This is a genomic window from Natrinema versiforme JCM 10478, from assembly GCF_000337195.1.
Lineage (GTDB): Archaea > Halobacteriota > Halobacteria > Halobacteriales > Natrialbaceae > Natrinema > Natrinema versiforme.
Genome location: NZ_AOID01000030.1, coordinates 71,461 through 88,278 on the forward strand (window position 1 = coordinate 71,461; position 16,818 = coordinate 88,278).

At 63.3% G+C, this 16,818-nt stretch carries 19 protein-coding genes and 1 pseudogene; 13 read left to right on the forward strand and 7 right to left on the reverse strand.

The genetic code is table 11. The annotated features are described in order from the left end of the window. Position 1: 1 nt before the first annotated feature. Entirely contained in the window at positions 2-1,621 is a 1,620-nt protein-coding gene (locus tag C489_RS10970) for a COG1361 S-layer family protein (RefSeq protein WP_006431320.1), read from the reverse strand. A 259-nt stretch (positions 1,622-1,880) separates the two neighbouring features. Between C489_RS10970 and C489_RS10975 the strand changes: the two genes are divergently transcribed. From C489_RS10975 to C489_RS10980, 3 genes and pseudogenes are all read left to right on the forward strand, one after another. Continuing rightward, positions 1,881-2,483, forward strand: coding sequence for a TetR/AcrR family transcriptional regulator (locus C489_RS10975; RefSeq protein WP_006431322.1), 603 nt, complete (start codon positions 1,881-1,883; stop codon positions 2,481-2,483). A 440-nt stretch (positions 2,484-2,923) separates the two neighbouring features. Next, positions 2,924-3,025, forward strand: a pseudogene (locus C489_RS23045) (surface glycoprotein); the annotation flags it as partial. Between the two features lie 177 nt (positions 3,026-3,202). Then, positions 3,203-5,491 carry a BGTF surface domain-containing protein gene (locus C489_RS10980; RefSeq protein ID WP_239642051.1) on the forward strand — a complete coding sequence of 763 codons (2,289 nt, stop codon included), beginning with the start codon at positions 3,203-3,205 and terminating at the stop codon, positions 5,489-5,491. 538 nt (positions 5,492-6,029) lie between these two features. On the opposite strand, the gene C489_RS10985 is transcribed toward C489_RS10980, so the two are convergent. Further along, positions 6,030-7,355 carry an FAD-dependent oxidoreductase gene (locus tag C489_RS10985; RefSeq protein WP_006431325.1) on the reverse strand — a complete coding sequence of 442 codons (1,326 nt, stop codon included), beginning with the start codon at positions 7,353-7,355 and terminating at the stop codon, positions 6,030-6,032. A 3-nt stretch (positions 7,356-7,358) separates the two neighbouring features. Then, positions 7,359-7,631 (reverse strand): hypothetical protein, encoded by a 273-nt coding sequence (locus tag C489_RS21580; protein WP_152423143.1) that lies wholly within the window; start codon positions 7,629-7,631, stop codon positions 7,359-7,361. Between the two features lie 102 nt (positions 7,632-7,733). Here C489_RS21580 and C489_RS10990 point away from each other — a divergent pair, with 102 nt between their 5' ends. The 4 genes from C489_RS10990 to C489_RS11005 all read left to right on the forward strand — a co-directional run bounded on the left by C489_RS10990 (position 7,734) and on the right by C489_RS11005 (position 10,027). After that, positions 7,734-8,021 (forward strand): DUF357 domain-containing protein, encoded by a 288-nt coding sequence (locus C489_RS10990; protein ID WP_006431327.1) that lies wholly within the window; start codon positions 7,734-7,736, stop codon positions 8,019-8,021. 206 nt (positions 8,022-8,227) lie between these two features. Continuing rightward, a complete protein-coding gene (locus C489_RS10995) occupies positions 8,228-9,208 on the forward strand; it encodes a transcription initiation factor IIB (protein ID WP_006431328.1) in 981 nt (326 codons plus the stop codon). Positions 9,209-9,316: 108 nt separating this feature from the next. Then, positions 9,317-9,496: a DUF7836 family putative zinc-binding protein gene (locus C489_RS11000; protein ID WP_049890789.1), complete on the forward strand. Its 180-nt coding sequence runs from the start codon at positions 9,317-9,319 to the stop codon at positions 9,494-9,496. Between the two features lie 294 nt (positions 9,497-9,790). Next, positions 9,791-10,027, forward strand: coding sequence for a UPF0058 family protein (locus C489_RS11005; protein ID WP_006431330.1), 237 nt, complete (start codon positions 9,791-9,793; stop codon positions 10,025-10,027). 84 nt (positions 10,028-10,111) lie between these two features. Here C489_RS11005 and C489_RS11010 read toward each other — a convergent pair whose 3' ends face one another. Continuing rightward, a complete protein-coding gene (locus C489_RS11010; RefSeq protein ID WP_006431331.1) occupies positions 10,112-10,600 on the reverse strand; it encodes a DUF555 domain-containing protein in 489 nt (162 codons plus the stop codon). Positions 10,601-10,742: 142 nt separating this feature from the next. Here C489_RS11010 and C489_RS11015 point away from each other — a divergent pair, with 142 nt between their 5' ends. Together C489_RS11015 and C489_RS11020 are read left to right on the forward strand one after the other, a co-directional pair. After that, positions 10,743-11,624: a DNA-3-methyladenine glycosylase family protein gene (locus tag C489_RS11015; protein ID WP_006431332.1), complete on the forward strand. Its 882-nt coding sequence runs from the start codon at positions 10,743-10,745 to the stop codon at positions 11,622-11,624. 63 nt (positions 11,625-11,687) lie between these two features. After that, positions 11,688-12,005 carry a DUF3784 domain-containing protein gene (locus C489_RS11020; RefSeq protein WP_006431333.1) on the forward strand — a complete coding sequence of 106 codons (318 nt, stop codon included), beginning with the start codon at positions 11,688-11,690 and terminating at the stop codon, positions 12,003-12,005. Positions 12,006-12,020: 15 nt separating this feature from the next. Here the strand turns inward: C489_RS11020 and C489_RS11025 are convergent, their stop codons facing one another. Beyond that, positions 12,021-12,266, reverse strand: coding sequence for a hypothetical protein (locus C489_RS11025; RefSeq protein ID WP_006431334.1), 246 nt, complete (start codon positions 12,264-12,266; stop codon positions 12,021-12,023). 235 nt (positions 12,267-12,501) lie between these two features. On the opposite strand from C489_RS11025, the gene C489_RS11030 reads away from it, so the two are divergent. After that, positions 12,502-12,780 carry an acylphosphatase gene (locus C489_RS11030; RefSeq protein ID WP_049890794.1) on the forward strand — a complete coding sequence of 93 codons (279 nt, stop codon included), beginning with the start codon at positions 12,502-12,504 and terminating at the stop codon, positions 12,778-12,780. Positions 12,781-12,799: 19 nt separating this feature from the next. Here the strand turns inward: C489_RS11030 and C489_RS22180 are convergent, their stop codons facing one another. Then, a complete protein-coding gene (locus tag C489_RS22180; RefSeq protein WP_169331186.1) occupies positions 12,800-12,958 on the reverse strand; it encodes a hypothetical protein in 159 nt (52 codons plus the stop codon). 180 nt (positions 12,959-13,138) lie between these two features. Next, positions 13,139-13,636, reverse strand: coding sequence for a hypothetical protein (locus C489_RS11035; RefSeq protein ID WP_006431336.1), 498 nt, complete (start codon positions 13,634-13,636; stop codon positions 13,139-13,141). Positions 13,637-13,740: 104 nt separating this feature from the next. Between C489_RS11035 and C489_RS11040 the strand changes: the two genes are divergently transcribed. From C489_RS11040 to C489_RS11050, 3 genes are read left to right on the forward strand one after another with little or no spacing between them, the layout of a single operon-like run. Continuing rightward, on the forward strand, positions 13,741-15,168 hold the full coding sequence (locus C489_RS11040) for a bifunctional ADP-dependent NAD(P)H-hydrate dehydratase/NAD(P)H-hydrate epimerase (RefSeq protein WP_006431337.1): 1,428 nt from the start codon (positions 13,741-13,743) through the stop codon (positions 15,166-15,168). After that, complete coding sequence (gene moaC, locus C489_RS11045) at positions 15,161-15,706, forward strand: cyclic pyranopterin monophosphate synthase MoaC (protein ID WP_006431338.1); 546 nt, start codon at positions 15,161-15,163, stop codon at positions 15,704-15,706. The genes C489_RS11040 and moaC overlap by 8 nt, the downstream gene beginning before the upstream one ends. Next, positions 15,703-16,737: an NAD(P)H-dependent flavin oxidoreductase gene (locus tag C489_RS11050; protein WP_006431339.1), complete on the forward strand. Its 1,035-nt coding sequence runs from the start codon at positions 15,703-15,705 to the stop codon at positions 16,735-16,737. Before moaC ends, C489_RS11050 begins: the two co-directional genes overlap by 4 nt. The last annotated feature ends 81 nt before the right edge of the window (positions 16,738-16,818 follow it).

Genomic DNA, 16,818 nt, shown 5'->3' on the forward strand with positions numbered 1-16,818 from the left:
ATTAGTGTTGTCGCCACCAGAGGCCGACCCCGATACCGCTCACGGCGAGGGCAGCGAGTATCCCGACGATAGCCGACGGGAACCCGCCACCGTCATCGCCGCCGGCTTCGACCTCGATCGGGTGCTGGTAGACGTCCGAGAGGACCGTCTCACCGCGTGCGGTGTCGTACTCGAAGTCGAGCTCTACGGGGTGGGTTTCGACGCTCGCGTCTCCCGACGCCGAGACCTCGAAGGGAATTTCGGCCGACTCTCCCGGCTCGAGTTCGTCGACGAACGCCTCGTCATCGGGCGCGTCGAGGGGGCTATCGGTGTAGAGCCTGGCGTCGATGTTCGACAGCGTCTCCGGGCGCTCGTTCGTGATCTCGAGGACGAGATCGCTCGAGTCGCCCTGCCGGACCGACACGCCGTCGTCGCTGATCGAGAACTCGTCGGTTCGGTCGTCGACGACGACCCGCTCGGAGATCGGGCCGTCCTGCAGCGTCGTGTCTCCGCTTCCGGTGTACTCGACGGTAAAGCGGAGCTGCCGGGCTCCCGAATCGGCCTGCCCGCTGACGTCCGTCGGATAGGCGAACGTCGCGGCTTCCCCCTGTTTCAGTTCGGGGAGCGCATAGCGCGTGTCCTCGACGAACAGCGAGTCGCTCATCGGCTCGACGATCAACACCGCGTCGTCGACGGGTCGCGGCCCGTCGTTGACGACTTCGCCAGTTACGTTCCCCTCGTAGCCGACCGAGAGGGTGTCCTCGAGGTTGCGGATCGAGAACGATTGCTCGGCCGTCGGTGACAGCGACGTTCGGACGGCGTCGGCAGTCCGGTCGATACCGGAGCCGTCCTCGTAGGTGAACCCGACCTCGATGGGTTTGTCCACCGCGCCGGTCGACTCGGCCATCGTCGCCTCGACGGTCGTCGTCGTCGACTCGTTCGGTGCGAGGTCGCCGATAGCGTTCTGGCTCGTTCCGCCGTCGATCGTCACGCCGCCGAAGCCGGTGACGGAGACGCGCGTGTGATTCGCGGCTTTGGCTCCCGTGTTTTCGATCTCCATCGTCACGTCCCCGCTTGCACCGGGCGCGACATCGGTTGCGACGTTCGAGACGGTAAAGCGTGGTTCGTCCGGAACCGTCACTCGGTAGTCGATGGTCTCGGTCTTCGTGAGTCGCTGTTGGGAGCTCGAGGCGTCCGAGACGCGGTTCGTGTAGGAGTACTCGACGTCGACCTCGATCTCGTACGTTCCCGGGTTGACGTCTTCGGGCACTTCGATCGCGAGCGGTGCCGTCGCGATCGCACCGTCCTGAATCGGGCCGACCGCTACTTCGCCCGAGGCCGACTCGAAGGGACCGGCATCGTCTATCTCGGCGGTCACGCCGCGGGCCGTGAGCACCCGATCGGCCTGGGCCCCGGTGTGAAGATCTCCGTTATTGACGAGTTCGACCTCGAGCGCGGCTTCGGTTCCCGGCGTGACATCCGGATTCGAATCGACGGCGTCGAGGTCCGGTTCGCCGCGGGTCAACTCGCCGCTCGCCTGCTGTGCCAGCGCACCCGCGACACCGAAGGGGGCGATGAACCCGACGACGGTGACGGCTGCGAGGACGAGGGCGATAGTTCGATCGCGATTCACGGAGACCACCCGTCAGGACGCTCGAGCACGGGCGACGCGTCGATCGACGATTTCGCCTCCCACGGATCATGTTCGGCGGAATGACAATCGCTCATTGACTACTGTCTGGGAGGAACGGGGTATAACTCTTTTGAATAAACGTTCAATCAAACCCATTATGGTACCCGGATGCGATTGGCCGGTATGACTCCGATCGAATCGCTCGTTTCCGTCGTGGGCGTTCGAGCGACACTCGACGTAGCCCAGTGCAACGCCGAGGTGACCGACCGTGACTGACGGCGTGTTCGAGGATCCGGCGAACACGCGCGAGGAAATCCTGGCCGCCACCTACCGCTGTCTCAGAAATCACGGCTACGCCGACCTGACAATGCAAAAGATCGGCGACGAACTCGAGCAGAGCCCCTCGCTCGTCTATCACCACTACGAGAACAAGGACGCGCTGGTGATCGCGTGTCTCGAGTACCTGCTCGAGCACTTCGAGGGCAAGCTCGGTCGCGGACGGGTCGACGATCCACAGGACCGACTCGAGGAAATGCTCGACTGGTGGTTCGCGACGGATGTCGACAACGACTGGCACGCGTTCCTGACGACGGTCCTCGAACTCCGGGCGCAGGCGGTTCACGACCCGGACTACCGAGCACACTTCACCCGAAGCGACCGCGTGTTCAAAGAGTCGCTCGCGGCGGCTCTCCGCACGGGGATCGATGCCGGCGTCTTTCAGGAGTGCGATCCGGACGCCGTCGCCGAGACGCTCCAAACGGTACTCATCGGGGCAATCCTTCGGCGCTCGAGCACCGATGCCGATGTGTGGCTCGAGGAAGTGCACGGTGAATTAGAGCGGTATCTCGAGTCGCGCGTATACAAGAACTAGTTTTCTCGAGCCGAATCCTCCATCTCAGAGTGATTGATATGACAGGAGCATTGTCGTTGGTTGGCCCGTAAGACCGTATTACTCCAAAATCTGGATTTCTGCATCGCGATTGGTGAGCATACTCGCTCGAGGAGACTGGACTGAGATCGAGTGGTGGTCTCGAAACTCGTAATATTATTTTGTAGCGGCTGTTGTTGTCCTATGTTATCCAGGGTCACTTTCAGTGGTACCACGCTGCAGTCCAGCGATTAAGTAATTTTTACCGTGCAATGGCAGAGGGCTATGCTTCCAGAAAGCTTATTACTAAATCCTTAATACCAATGAAACACCCCTACCCGGTGCGAGTCCCCAAGCCGGGATCGATGCGGTATCGGCAATAACTCGCACTCCAGGTGAATCACTCGCTAACCAACCGAAATACAACGATAATACAACACTAAATGACAGACGACACAACCTACCGCGAAAAGGGACGTGCAGTAGTCCTGGCCGCGCTTATGGTGCTGTCCGTTGTTGCCATGTCCGCAGCGTTTGCGGGCGGTGCAGCAGCGGCATATAATGGCGGAGATTCCGATGTTAACACAGAATACAGCGCAGACGACTTGGATGGCAAACTTGTCTGGCAAGGACAAGTCCTAGGCGTTGGCGACCTTGGTAGCGACAACGAGATTACACTGAAAGAAGACCAAGGTGACGACGGCAACCGAACCGTCGAACAGTTGAGCAGTGACGACGATGGTAACGTCGAAATCGACACTTCGCCCCTCGAGGCTGGGAACTACTTCCTCGAAGGAGGGGATGCAACCCCTAGCAACCAGTTCGAAATCGTTGTTCAGTCGTTCAGTGCGACTGACTTCGAAGACGATACGGTTGATGACGACGAAACTGTCGACTTCGAATTCAACTCCAATCGCGGTACGTACGCCGTGAACGTTACCGCCGATGGCCTCGAAGATGAAGATCTCGACTCGATCTTCAACACGTCGACAGACAATAATGACTTCGACGTCACCGATTACGACAACAGTAATGACAGTGACGACGAGGTCATTAAGATCTCTGGTATCAGTGACGCGGACGACTACACAGCGAACTTTACCGACATCGACACCGGTGAGTACACGTTCGACTTCGAGTCGAACGACACGTCCGCCACATCGAACGACACGATCACTGTGACCGAGGGCGAAGACGGCAGCCTCTCGTTCGGTGACGAAGTCATTGAAACGCGCACGAACACGGCCGAGATCCCGGTCGAACTTGAGGAGACCGACCAAGGTTACCTCCGTGTCGGTACGATGGAGGACGCTGGCTACGAAGTCTACCTCCTTGTCGAGGACGATGACAACAACGAAGGCGAGACCGGCGAGGTCGTCGTCGAGATGGACACTATCGCGGCAGCTAACAACACTTCGAGTGTTGAGGATGCCTTCTCGCCAGCTGACAGCGACGACTCTGTCAGCCTCGAAGTCGTCCACAACGAAAGTGCAAACGAGCATCTCGGCTCTGGCGACTACCCGCTGTCGCTCTCGACAGATATTAACGAAACGCTCACCGACGCGAACGATGCGACGGACTTCTCTGAGGATGATCTCGAGGCCTTCGACGATAGCGAAGAAGACACCTCGTACATGACTCTCGAGAACCGTCAGACTCTCGCTGAGGACGCTGTCACGGCGCACACTGCGCCGCAGGGCAACCTCAACGACATCACTGACGAACTTGACGACGACGAGACCCTCAACGACCTAATCGAAGAGGAGAACATCACGGCTACCGACACGGTTGCCGACGGTGATGGTATGCTCGTCAGTCTCGAGACTGAGGGACTCCACAGCTACTTCGAAGAGGGAGACACCTTCGAAGACATTAACAGCGCTGCCAACTCCAATGGTCAGGACTTCAACCTCACCATCGAGGGCGAGGACAGCGGCCCGAACGCTGACCCGCCAGTCTGGACCACGAGTGACACCGTTGGTAGTGATGAGACCGCTACGATCAATGACTCTGTAGAGGTCGTCGCTGCGAACCAGTCGGAGGGCACCGTGCTCTTCAACGTTGATTACAGCGGATTCGGATCCGAATTCGAAACTGGTGACTCCTACGACACCACCTTCAACGTCAACTACGACTGGGAGTACGCAAGCGAAGAAGCTGAGGACAACGAAGAGAACGAGGAAGCCGTTGACTCGTTCGACCTCGAACAGCGTGAATTCGAGCTCGACGACAGCAACGAAGAGCTGCCCGCCTCCGCAACGGCAACTGTGACCGGCGAGACCAACGTCGCACCCGGCACGGAAGTTAGCGACCGCCTGCGCTCGGCTGGTAACTTCACGCAGTCTAACGATGCCTACGTCGCTGACGACGGGACCTTCGAAATCGGTCACGACCTCAGCGAGTACGAGGCAGGTATCGATTATACCCTCGAGGCCGACGAAGAGGGTGGCACGGAAGATGACCTCGAAGGCACCACCATCCCTGGTGACGCGCTCCAGTCCTTCGACTACGACGTCTCCACCGACCCCGCAGAGCCGACGGTCGGTGACACTGTCACCGGTACGGTTTCCGTTGACAACCCCAACGACGCTCAGAAGTCCGAGGACGTCGAGTTCGTCTTCGACGGTGAGACGCTCTACAACGACACTGTCGACCTCGACAGTGGCGCAAGCGACACGATCGTCGACGGCGCAACCCTCCTCGAGACCGCTGAGAAAGGCGACTACGAGTGGGAACTGATCGTTGACGGCGAAACCGAAGACTCCGGCACGGTGACTGTCGCCGAAGACGACAGTGGCTCGGATGACAGTGGCTCGGACGACTCCGGTTCGGACGACTCCGGTTCGGACGACTCCGGCTCGGACGACTCCGGTTCGGACGACTCCGGTTCGGACGACTCCGGTTCGGACGACTCCGGTAGCTCCGACGACGGCACGCCCGGCTTCGGTGTCGGCGTCGCCCTCGTCGCGCTGCTCGGCGCTGCCATGCTGGCACTCCGCCGCCAGAACTAAACTGTAACAACTACCGGCTCACGCCGGCCCTAACTTTCGCGGTTTTCTTTTATCGGGCACCACACCACTAGCGATAGGTGTAGTCGTCTCGAGTCGATGCAACGACACAGGGATAGCCATGATTGTCTCCGCTTATCTGCGAGAACCGACGAGATAATCGGTGACACCTGCGTTGCACTCGAGACGGTGACAGACACTGACCCGCTCGAGAGAGTCCCCTCTCCTTGTGGACCAACACAACGCTGGTCGCTCACAGACCAGCTGATCGAACACGCTCGAGTTGATCGCGTTCGAGCTGTCTCGAGGAACCAAGACTGAGCCGACGCCGCCAACGGCACAGTTCGTCTTGCTGTGCTCGAGACTGATGCCTATGCGATTTCAAGTTCGCCTCGAGACGACAAGTCGACACAGGGCCAGCGTCACTGTGCGAGAGCCGTGTCCCTATCCAGTTTGAGAAGACAAAACGATACGTCGCAACAAAGATCGAGACAGCCGGTTCAGACAGAGAGACAACGCGCTGCGCAGCCGCTGAAACCGATCAGTCGTCTGCCGCGGCCGGTTCGACCTCTTCCACGCTCGAGTCGGCTCGCTCGAGGTCCTCGAGGTACTCGTCGGCGTCCAGTGCGGCCTTTGAGCCCATGCCGGCGGCGGTGACGGCCTGCTGGTAGTGGTAGTCGACGACGTCGCCGGCACCGAAGATGCCGGGGACGTGGGTTTCGGTCTGGCCGCCGCCCTCGCCGCCTTTGGTCTTCAGATAGCCGTCGGCGTCGGTCTCGACACCGGTGCCCTCGAGGTAGTCGGTGTTGGGCGTGTGGCCGATGGCGAAGAAGACGGCTCCCACGTCGAAGCCGAACTCCTCGGTTTCGGGGTCTTCGAGACGGTCGGTGGGGTGGCCCTTGTCGTTCTCGACGAGGGTGACGTGGTCGACGCCCTCCTCCTGGGAGCCGTGGATCTCGATCAGTTCGGTGTTTTTCATGATCTCGATCTCGCCGTCGTCGACCTTCTCCTCGACGCGGTCGACCCAGTAGTCCTCCGCGCGGAACTCCTCGCGCCGGTGGGCGATGTAGACGGTGTCGGCGAACTTCGTGAGGAAGGTGGCCTCCTCCATGGCGGCGTCGCCACCGCCGACGACGAGCATGTCTTCGCCGCGGAAGAACGCGCCGTCACAGGTCGCACACGTCGAGAGGCCGTAGCCCATGAGTTCGTCCTCGCCGGGGATCTCGAGCGTGCGGGCGCTGGCACCAGAGGCGGCGATGACGGCGTCGGCGGTGTAGACGTCGCCGTCTTTCATCTCGACGCGGAAGGGACGGCTGGAGTCATCGACGGATTCGATGATCCCGTTTTTCAGGTCGGCTCCGAACTGTTCGGCCTGCTCTTTCATGTTGTTGACCAGTTCCGGGCCGCCGATGCCGTCGGGGAAACCGGGGTAGTTGGCCACGTCGGTGGTCAGGGTGAGCTGGCCGCCGGGTTCGTCGCCCTCGATGACGAGCGGCTCGTTGTTCGAGCGGCCGGCGTAGATCGCGGCGGTTAGCCCGGCGATGCCGGTGCCGGCGATGATGAGTTTGCGGTGTTCGACGACCTCGTCATCGTCGTCGGTCGCGATGCCGAGTTTTTCGTCGAGTTCGCCGGTCTCGTTGAGCGCGCTGGTGTCGTCCCAGCCGCCGATCAGTTCGTCGTCGATGAATACTTCGGGGGCAGTTTTGCGGCCGTCCGCTCGGTCGACCATCTCGTCGAAGAGATCGTCGTCGTCGGTGACGTTGTACGTCTCGTACTCGATTCCCTTGCTGTCGAAGAGGTCCTTGGCCTTCTCGCAATACGGGCAGTCCGTCTTCGTATAGATCTCGACGCGTGGCTGGTCGCTCATGTATCAAGGTATGGATAGAGCGCCTAAACCCCTTGCGCTCTCAGCAATCGCCCCCTCTTGTGACGACGGCTGCGGGTCCTCGGTCGCCGACGTTGCGCCATCGACGAACTCGAGAGAGACCGTCAGTTCTCGCTCGGTTCGATCCTCGAGCGCCGTCTCGAGTCGGTCGACGAGGCTGGGATACGGATGGTCTGTGGGCCGCTGGACGACGACCGTCATGACCGTTTCGTCGCTGACGATTCCGACATCATTGGACTGGGCTCGGTCCTCGACCAACTCGAGGTGAGCGTATTCGCCGTCACCGAGGACGGTTCTGACCTCGTCGATGACCGTCCACCGAGCCGACGCACTTACGGACGCAAGCGACGAGGAACGATCATGGCAGCCGATCTCGAGGAGAAGACGAATCGGTACGGCGAGTTGCTCGCGGCGGCGCTGGAGGAGGCGTCGGTCGCGCCGCCCGAGGGGACGCCGATGGCCGAGGCGGCCGACGACTGCTACGAGATGGCGGCGTCCTATCTGGAGGACGGGACCCACTTCCGGGAACAAGATGATCTCGTCAATGCATTGGCCTCGTTCTCGTACGGGCACGCGTGGCTCGACGCCGGGGCCCGTGTCGGCCTGTTCGACGTCCCGACGGAGGGCCACCTCTTCACCGTCGAGTGACGCGAGTCGGGGACGTGAACGTGGTCCCTGCCATCTCAAACGATTAATCACTATGTAACCGGAACATATATACCAACTTTGGCGATTAGCTTATAAAGTAGGCGAAGCATTTATATGCCTTACGACCTTACTCTATGTTAGCTGAGGCGACCGGGTTTCTTCTGGTTACCCCACCCGGGAGCCCCGAGTAACCCACCCGACACACCATGACAGACACCAGCATCCGAACCTATACGAACGAGCAAGAGACCGAAACCGAAGAGGAGACCACCGCGGTATCCGACGAGCAAGAGCACTGTCCCGAATGCGGTGGCCGACTCATCTCCGACGACGAACACGCCGAAACGGTCTGTTCCGACTGCGGGCTCGTCGTCGAGGAAGACGAGATCGACCGCGGCCCCGAATGGAGAGCCTTCGACTCTGCCGAGAAAGACGAGAAGTCCCGCGTCGGCGCGCCGACGACCAACATGATGCACGACCAGGGGCTCTCGACGAACATCGGCTGGCAGGACAAAGACGCCTACGGCCGCTCGCTCTCGAGTCGCCAGCGCCAGAAGATGCAGCGCCTGCGCACGTGGAACGAGCGGTTCCGCACCCGCGACTCCAAGGAGCGCAACCTCAAGCAGGCACTCGGCGAGATCGACCGAATGGCGAGCGCGCTCGGTCTCCCGGAGAACGTCCGCGAGACCGCGTCGGTCATCTACCGCCGCGCGCTCGAGGAGGACCTGCTGCCGGGTCGTTCGATCGAGGGCGTCGCGACCGCGTCGCTGTACGCCGCCGCCCGACAGGCCGGCACGCCGCGTAGCCTCGACGAGATCTCGGCCGTCTCCCGCGTCGAGAAGATGGAGCTGACCCGCACGTACCGCTACATCATCCGGGAACTCGGCCTCGAGGTCAAGCCGGCCGACCCCGAACACTACGTGCCGCGGTTCGTCAGCGACCTCGATCTCTCCGACGAGACCGAACGCATGGCCCGCGAACTGCTCGAGTCGGCCCGTCAGGAGGGCGTCCACAGCGGTAAGTCGCCGGTCGGCCTCGCGGCCGCCGCCGTCTACGCCGCCGCGCTCCTGACCAACGAGAAGGTCACCCAGAACGAGGTCAGCGAAGTCGCGAGCATCTCCGAAGTGACCATCCGGAACCGGTACAAGGAACTGCTCGAGGCCTCGGACACTGCTGCGCCCGCCTAAACGGTCGGCATCGACGGCTGTCATCTGTCGTCCCGCTGACGCGGGTGGTCTTTTCGGTTGAACGGAACTGCGGCAACGTTTTTCACCGCTCATGTGAAAGTGTGTGACATGGATAGAACGACCGTCCAACTGTTGTGTCCTGAATGCGCGAAAGACTGGCAGGTTTCCCCGGACGAATTACCCGCGCCCGCCGAGATGTTCCACTGTCCGAACTGTCACGCGTCCCGTCGGACGGCCGAGTTCATGCGGACGGACCGCGATCTGCAGACGTTAAAACAGCTCGGGTAGTGCCGCGGTCGGTCACGGTCCGTTTCCATTTTTGTGACCCGTCATCTGTACGACCGTCATACCAGCACTAGCCATGGTTTAACTCTCGGGAGTGACCCCCTCGGAAACTGGACCGAAAACACTCGTTACAGGAGTAAAACAATCGGTAACTCCGTGTTGTCCTGCGGTTTTTCTCGCGTAGGGACCGCATTCGAACCGTCTCATTCGATGACAGACCGGCCGGTCAACACGAGCTGCGTGTTAACGCGACTCAAGATAATAATATAACCCTGCAGTGGGTAGGAGTGGATGGTTATGAAGAAGCAGGAGCTCATTCACCTTCACGGCCTTCTGGCGGAGGTATCGAACCAGTGTGCAGAGTGGAACGACTGTCAGATTGACCTCGAGAAGTACGAGTCGAAAGGCATCCGGCCGACCTCGATTCACAAATCGAAGACTGATCACAAAGCCGCTGTTTTTGCGATCGCCGAGGGAATTACGACGAACATGCGGGAAGAGGAGCAGGAAGCAGTCGCCGCCACTGCAGACTGAGCAACTCGTCGCATCCTCCGGTCGATCACAGCCCGTACTGGCGAGACTCGGTTCTGGATGGTGACGTCTCGACGACGAGATCAGTTACTCGACGAGGTCCTCGAACTCGGGGAGGATCTCTTCGTCGTCTTCCTCGTCGTCCGAATCGCTCGCCGTCTCGGCCCGGTCGTCCGCCTGCGCAGCGTCCGTTGACTCGTCGGTTTCGGCCGACTCCTCGTCGCCTTCGTCGCCGTCCTCGTCTTCGATGACGTCGATCTGCGTCACCTCGAGCGGGATGTTCTCGAGGAGTTGGCCGATCTCTTTGCGCGCGATACGCGAGGCGTGTTCCTCGCGCTCGACGTTGAAGACGGTCATCTCCAACTCGAGCGCGACGAGCGCTTCGTCGGCCGCGATGAACGCGGGCGGGAGTTCCTCGCCCGATGGGGAGGTTCGCTCACCCATGTTGATCTCGACGTAATTGAGGTCAGGGTTCAACATCTCGCCCGTCTTCGAGATGGCGATACGGATCGCCTCGTCTTCCGTTTCCACGTCGAATACCGGCACGGCAGCTTCGACGACGACCCTGCAATCCATACACAGACGTTGTATGCCCTACAGTAAGAAGGTTCGCCCGACGACGGGCAATTGGACCGTGCTGCCTGTCGGGGCCGACCCCACGACGCGACGCCCGGGCAGTTCGAAAGGCAAAAGCCCGCGCCCCCGAAGGCTCGAACGAATGGAGACGGGGACGATCCCACTCGACGACCTCGCCGGCGGACTGGACCTGTATCGCACGCTCGAGAGCGGCCAGAGCTACCTCTGGCGGCGCGACGACGGCGAGATGTACGGCGGGACGCCCGCACCCGGCGCGTGGTACTCGACCGTCGTCGACGGGGACGTGATCCGCGTCAGAACCCGCGACGGCCGCCTCGAGTGGGAGTCGACAACCGACGCCGAACCGACTGTGCGCCGACTGTTGCGCCTCGACGACGACCTCGAGGCGATCGTCGCAGCCGGGCCGGACGATCAACTGCTCCGCGAGGCCTACGAGGCCCACCGCGGGATGCGCCTCGTGCAGGATCCCGCTTTCGGCTGTCTGATCTCGTTTATCTGCTCGGCACAGATGCGGGTCGGGCGCATTCACACGATGGTGAAGACGCTGGCCAGCGAGTACGGCGACGAAATCGTCGTCGACGGGGAGACCTATCACGCGTTCCCGACACCGGACCAACTCGCGACCGCGACCGAAGCGGAACTCCGTGAGCTGGGGCTCGGCTACCGCGCCCCCTACGTCGTCCGGACCGCCGAGATGGTCGCCAGCGGCGAGGCCCATCCCGAAGACGCGCGCGAACTCGAGTACGAAGCCGCGCGAGAGTACCTCACCAAATTCGTCGGGGTCGGCGACAAGGTCGCCGACTGCGTGCTCCTCTTCTCGCTCGAATTCGACGAGGCCGTCCCGCTCGATACGTGGATCAAGTCGGCGATCGAGGACTACTTTCCCGACTGCGACCGCGGGTCCTACGCTGCGACCTCTCGAGCGCTCCGCGAACGGTTGGGCGGCGAGTACGCCGGCTACGCCCAAACGTACGTCTTTCATCACCTTCGAACCGGGGAGTGACGCCTGTCAGTCCGTGCAGATCTCCGCGGAACGGTTTTGTGAATCGCTTGTCAATATCCTCGTATGGCCACCGAATCGGTCCTCCCGCTCCTCGCGACCGCGGGGGTCATCGGCGCACTGGGCATCCTGATCAAGTGGTTCGGGATGGTCCGACTGATCGCGGGCTACGATCCGGACCGGGTCGCCGACGAGGAGGGGCTGGCGGATTTCGTCGGCACCAACACCCTGTACGTCGCGGCGCTCGTCCTACTGGTTGCCGTAATCGAATATGCGGACCCATTCGAAGGCACCGAGGTAGTCTGGCTCGCGTTCGCCGTCGGCGTCTCCGTACTCACCGCCCGGATGATCGTCGGCGCTCGCCGCTACGAGGAGCCGACGTGACCGTGGGATTCGGCCTTACTCGTAATCGTCGCGGCCGGTCACGGCCCAGTAGGCCTGCGAGACGAGCGTGATCACGAAGACGACGACGAGGATCCCCGCGACCCAGAGCGCGATCCGCTGGCCGAGCAGGAAGTACGTCAGCGCGCTCGCGCCGACGACGAACAGCACCGCGCCGACGAGCAACTCGAGTAGCTCCCGAAGCGATGCCCGATTGCTCGAGACATCGACGTACTCGTTCTCGAAGCGGTCGATAATTCCCATCAGCAGAATTCACCCGGTGTCGTCCGATTTCGCTTCAGCGGCTGTGCCCGGGAGCCGGCTGGAGTTGCGAGGATGTCGCCAACGATCCGCGGCTCCTCGCCCTCGCACTCGAAGCGAATGCTGTCTCTATGCCGCCCCATCACTGGGAGGGCTAGGGGCTCGAGGCACCTCCCGTTGTCGCTTCGATCGGTCTCTCGGAGCCGGATTTTTGGCGGTCGCGGTCGAGGGCTCGCACATGGCGGAACGAACCCGCGCACACGTCTTCGTCTCGGGGACGGTACAGGGCGTCTACTACCGCGCGAACACTCGCGACACGGCTCGCGAGGCCGGCGTCGACGGCTGGGTGAAGAACTTAGACGACGGCCGCGTCGAAGCGGTCTTCGAGGGACCCGAAGGTGCCGTCGAGGAACTGATCGAGTGGTGTCATACAGGGAGTCCGGCAGCCGACGTCGAGAACGTCGAGGCGGAGTACGAAGACCCGCAGGGAGAAGACGGATTCGAGATTCGGTACTGACCCGCGCCCACAAATCGTCTCAGCGAAACAGCGTTCGAACGGCGATGTCGACGTATTCGAGAAACGAGACCGTCGGCGTTCCCGGCAAGTAGCAGTCGGGTTCGGACTGCTCGAGCGGGATGCCGGGGTAGTCACCAGCGGCGGATTCGAGGGTGTCGTCGGCTTCGACTGTGTCCATGAATCGGCTACGAACTGCGGCTATTTATGAATTCAGAAATATAGTTCCGAGATAACAAACCAACAATCGTTATTGAGTAACCCTCGCACGGAACGTGGGCTCACGGAACGAAGGGAGCCGACCGACAGCAGTGACACCGGCTCCGCGAGTGATGAGACCGTCACGTTCCGGCTGAGAGGGTCACTCGGGCTGGGGTAGGTATGCCTCGAGCCACGGCGGCTCCTCGGTGTACTGCCACTCCGCCCAGTCGGCCTTCTCGCCGGCGTAGTAGGCGCGGTAGGCGGCCACCGGGTCGTCGGGTCGTTTGTACTCGTCGGGCATGGCCTGCGGACGCGGCGTCGGCTCGGCGGCGGGGAACGCGATCTCGTCGGGGTCGATGCGGTCGATGACATCCCAACTCGCGTGGTCGCCGTCCTTGTCGTAGCGCTCGACGAACTCCGCGTTGAGCGCCTCGGCGTGCTCGCGCAGTCGGAGCCAGTTCGCCCGCGACTCCGTCGCCCACTTCGTAACGGGGTGATCGACGTGGGTCGATTTATAGAGAAAGTCAGCCTCGAAGCCGTTCTCGCGAGCCGCGGTACACAGCACCTGCGCGGCCTCGAGCAGCAACTTGTTCACGTGCTGGTCGCAGTGATAGCGCGCCGCGAGCCGCGGGTCCTCGTCGAGCCAGAAGACGTTCACGTCGGCGGTAGGGACTCGATCGAATTGGCTCTGCCGCCTAACTGCGTTCCCGGGTTCCGACGGGGTCCGCAACGTTGAACGGACGGCCCGTCGAACCCTCGCCCATGATCACAGGCGAGCGAATGGCTGCCGTCGACGCGAACGCCGCGGCGCTGGGCGTGCCGCGAAAGCAGTTGATGGAATCGAGCGGACACGCCGTCGCCCGCGCGGTCCGCGAGGCGGCCGACCCCGGGGCTCGAGTCGCCATCGTCGCCGGCCGCGGGAACAACGGTGGGGACGCGTTCGTCGCCGCCCGGTTCCTTGATGAATATGACGTCACCACATTGCTGCTCGGGCGCGCCGCGACCATCGGCACGGATATCGCCCGCAAGAACTGGGACGCCCTCGAGCAGGCCGAGTACGACACGCGAGAGATCACGGACTCGAGCGGGTTCGCCCTCCCGGACGCGGATGTCGTTGTCGACGCGATGCTCGGAACGGGGATCAGCGGCGACCTTCGAGAGCCTGCCGCGACCGCGGCCGACGCGATCAACGACGCCGACGCCACCGTCGTCGCGGTCGACGTGCCCTCGGGTTTCGACGCCGACGCGGGCGACCACGCGGCAAACGGCGTCGAGGCCGACCGGGTCGTCACCTTCCACGACACGAAGCCGGGACTCGAGGCCCTCGCGGCCGACGTGACGGTCGCGGACATCGGGATTCCGGCCGCCGCGGAGCGGTTCGCCGGCCCCGGCGATATCGCCCTCGCTCGCCCCGAGAGCCGCGACGGCCGCGCGTTCGTCATCGGCGGCGGTCCCTACACCGGCGCGCCGGCGCTGGCCGCGCAGGCGGCGCTCCGGGCCGGCACGGAACTCTCCTTCGTCGCCGCGCCCGACTCCGTCGCCGGCGAGATCCAGGGCTACGCCGAGGATCTCATCGTCCAGCCCTACGAGCACGACCGGCTCACCCCGGAGCAGGTCGACGGCCTCGTCGATACGGCCGAGCGCCACGACGATATCGTCGTCCTCGGTCCGGGCCTCGGCACCGCCGACGAAACCCTCGAGGCCGCGCGCGCGTTCCTCGAGTCCTATACCGGGCCGGCGGTCGTCGATGCCGACGCGCTCGAGGTCGTTCCCGACCTCGAGACGGACGCGACGCTGGTCTGTACGCCCAACCGCCGCGAACTCGCGCGGATGGGCGGTCCGGACACCGACTCGCTCCGCGATGCAGTCGACGAAATCGAGGGGTTCGCGGCCGAACTGGGTCACGTCGTGCTCGCGAAGGGCGTCGACGACGTGGCGACCGACGGCGAACGGACCCGAATCAGCCGCGCCGGCGCGCCCGGCATGAAAGTCGGCGGCACTGGCGACACGCTCGCCGGCATCGTCGCGGCGCTGCTCGAGCACGCCGACCCGCTCGACGCGGCGACGGCGGGCGCGTACGTCAATGGACTCGCCGGCGAGCGACTCGCCGAGACCGAGACGAACGGGCTCCTCGCGTCGGAGATGGTAGACGAGATCCCGGCGGCCTTGTGGGGTGATTCCGATGAGTGAGAACGACGACGCGCGCGACGAGTCAAACACCGATGCAGCCGATGCGAGCAAGGGCGAACGCGCGGCCGACGACCTCACGCACACCACCGACGAGGGCGATGTCCAGATGGTCGACGTCGGCGACAAATCAGACAGCGAGCGCCGTGCGGTCGCGGCCGGAGAGATCCGCCTCCGGCCCGCCACTGTCGAGGCGATCCGCGAGGACGAGGTCGGGAAAGGCGACGTGCTCGCGACCGCTCGCATCGGCGCGATTCAGGCCGTCAAGCACACGTGGGAGACGATCCCGATGTGCCACCAGATCCCGATCACGAACGTCGACACCGAGTTCTCGCTCGCCGAGGACCGGGTCGAGGTCCGGGTCGGCGTCGAGACCACCGGCAAGACGGGCTGCGAGATGGAGGCTCTCGAGGGCGTGACGACCGGCCTGAACGTCGTCTGGGACATGGTCAAAGCGGTCGAGAAAGACGACGACGGCCAGTACCCCGAGACGGGAATCGAGAACGTTCGTGTGCTCGATAAGCAAAAACAGCAGGCATGAGCGGTGAGACGGCGCTCCGGACGCCGCTCTGTGAGGCATTCGAGATCGAGTACCCGATCGTACAGGCACCGATCGGGAGCGCGACGACGCCGGAACTCGCGGCCGCCGTCTCGAACGCCGGCGGACTCGGCCACCTCGCGGTCACGTGGCGCGATCTCGAGGAGACCCGCCGAGTGATCCGCGACACGCGCGAGCGGACCGACGAGCCGTTCGCGGTCAACCTCGTCCTCGACGACGCGACGACGGTCGTCGACACGGACGAGCACCTCGAGACGATCCTCAAAGCAGGCGTCGATGTCGTCACCCTCTCGTTCGGCGAGGCGGCCCCCTACGTCGATCGGATTCACGACGCGGGCGCGGTCGTCGCTCAGACCGTCGGCAGCGCCGAGCAGGCCCGCGCGGCCGTCGACGGCGGCGTCGACGTGATCGTCACGCAGGGCCTCGAGGCGGGCGGCCACGTCCAGAGCGAGGTGGCGACGACGGCGCTCGTGCCCCGCGTCGCGGACGCGGTGGGCAACGAGGTCCCGATCGTCGCGGCCGGCGGGATCGCAGACGGTCGCGGGATCGCAGCCGTGCTGGCCCTCGGCGCAGATGGCGCGTGGCTTGGCACCCGGTTCGTCGCGACCGAGGAGGCGGCGGTTCACGACGAGTACCAGCGGCGACTCCGCGAGAGCGACGAGACCCAAACCGAGCACACGATCCTCTTCGACAAGGGCTGGCCCGGAACCCCACACCGCGTGTTGGAAAACGAGACGCTCGAGCGCTGGGACCGCGAGGGACGGCCACCCGCCGGAGAACGGCCGGGCGAGAACGATGTCATCGCGCGGGCCGACGACGGTGACGGCAGCGGCGAGCCGATCGAACGCTACGACGAAGCGCTCGCGACGCCGGCCGTCGACGGCGAGATCAAGGAGATGGCGTTGTTCGCCGGCCAGAGCGTCGGTCTCACCGACGAGGTTCGGCCGGCGGGAGCGTTACTCGAGGACCTCGTCTCGAAAACGCGGACCGCTATTTCGAACGTGCCGAGGTAAGCCTCACAGAGCGCAACGCGGTCGGGAACTCGAGTCAGGGAAGCGTCGATTTCTCATAACGGGCCAGCACGTCTGTCCGGA

What these genes read in the sequence shown, in the direction of transcription:
- C489_RS10985 (WP_006431325.1), bottom strand. Translation starts at nt 7,355, where the DNA reads ATGAGCGACCAGCCACGCGTCGAGATCTATACGAAGACGGACTGCCCG.
- C489_RS10990 (WP_006431327.1), top strand. Translation starts at nt 7,734, where the DNA reads ATGGCAGCCGATCTCGAGGAGAAGACGAATCGGTACGGCGAGTTGCTC.
- C489_RS10995 (WP_006431328.1), top strand. Translation starts at nt 8,228, where the DNA reads ATGACAGACACCAGCATCCGAACCTATACGAACGAGCAAGAGACCGAA.
- C489_RS11000 (WP_049890789.1), top strand. Translation starts at nt 9,317, where the DNA reads ATGGATAGAACGACCGTCCAACTGTTGTGTCCTGAATGCGCGAAAGAC.
- C489_RS11005 (WP_006431330.1), top strand. Translation starts at nt 9,791, where the DNA reads ATGAAGAAGCAGGAGCTCATTCACCTTCACGGCCTTCTGGCGGAGGTA.
- C489_RS11010 (WP_006431331.1), bottom strand. Translation starts at nt 10,600, where the DNA reads ATGGATTGCAGGGTCGTCGTCGAAGCTGCCGTGCCGGTATTCGACGTG.
- C489_RS11015 (WP_006431332.1), top strand. Translation starts at nt 10,743, where the DNA reads ATGGAGACGGGGACGATCCCACTCGACGACCTCGCCGGCGGACTGGAC.
- C489_RS11020 (WP_006431333.1), top strand. Translation starts at nt 11,688, where the DNA reads ATGGCCACCGAATCGGTCCTCCCGCTCCTCGCGACCGCGGGGGTCATC.
- C489_RS11025 (WP_006431334.1), bottom strand. Translation starts at nt 12,266, where the DNA reads ATGGGAATTATCGACCGCTTCGAGAACGAGTACGTCGATGTCTCGAGC.
- C489_RS11030 (WP_049890794.1), top strand. Translation starts at nt 12,502, where the DNA reads ATGGCGGAACGAACCCGCGCACACGTCTTCGTCTCGGGGACGGTACAG.
- C489_RS22180 (WP_169331186.1), bottom strand. Translation starts at nt 12,958, where the DNA reads ATGGACACAGTCGAAGCCGACGACACCCTCGAATCCGCCGCTGGTGAC.
- C489_RS11040 (WP_006431337.1), top strand. Translation starts at nt 13,741, where the DNA reads ATGATCACAGGCGAGCGAATGGCTGCCGTCGACGCGAACGCCGCGGCG.
- moaC (WP_006431338.1), top strand. Translation starts at nt 15,161, where the DNA reads ATGAGTGAGAACGACGACGCGCGCGACGAGTCAAACACCGATGCAGCC.
- C489_RS11050 (WP_006431339.1), top strand. Translation starts at nt 15,703, where the DNA reads ATGAGCGGTGAGACGGCGCTCCGGACGCCGCTCTGTGAGGCATTCGAG.